Source organism: Faecalibacterium sp. DFI.5.82 (genome assembly GCF_029076575.1).
GTDB lineage: Bacteria > Bacillota > Clostridia > Oscillospirales > Ruminococcaceae > Faecalibacterium > Faecalibacterium duncaniae.
Window position 1 is genome coordinate 1 of record NZ_JARFIS010000192.1, and the last position, 345, is coordinate 345.

The 345-nt window shown below is 58.6% G+C and carries 1 protein-coding gene; it reads left to right on the plus strand.

All coding sequences use genetic code 11. From position 1 onward, the window contains the following. The coding region (locus P0G09_RS16195) for a hypothetical protein (protein WP_275253176.1) at positions 1-198 on the plus strand (198 nt) is incomplete at its 5' end. Between the last annotated feature and the right edge of the window lie 147 nt (positions 199-345).

A 345-nucleotide genomic window follows, 5' to 3' on the forward strand; every position in this document is an offset into this window, starting at 1 on the left:
CTCCCGGGCAAAAAGCAAGCTTTCTGCACAAAAAACTTTCCCAAAGCCGTCATCGGGCAGATTTTGCCACGAACTGCCCCTTTACAAACCGGGCAAGAACCAGTACAAGCAAAGCAGTTCATTACAAAACTGCAACCGACCTGCCGGGCGCACTTCCGCGCCGGGCAAGCCGATCCGATAGGAGGGCTTTTTCCATGAAAATTTCTCGACGGTCCGTACTTCGCTATTCCGGGCTGACGGCGGCGCTGCTGGCGCTCACCGGCTGCTCTGCAAGCCCCGGCTGTGCCATTCTGGGCGGTGACCTGCCCGACTGGATGATGAGCCTGTTCTGCGGCTCGGCGGCAT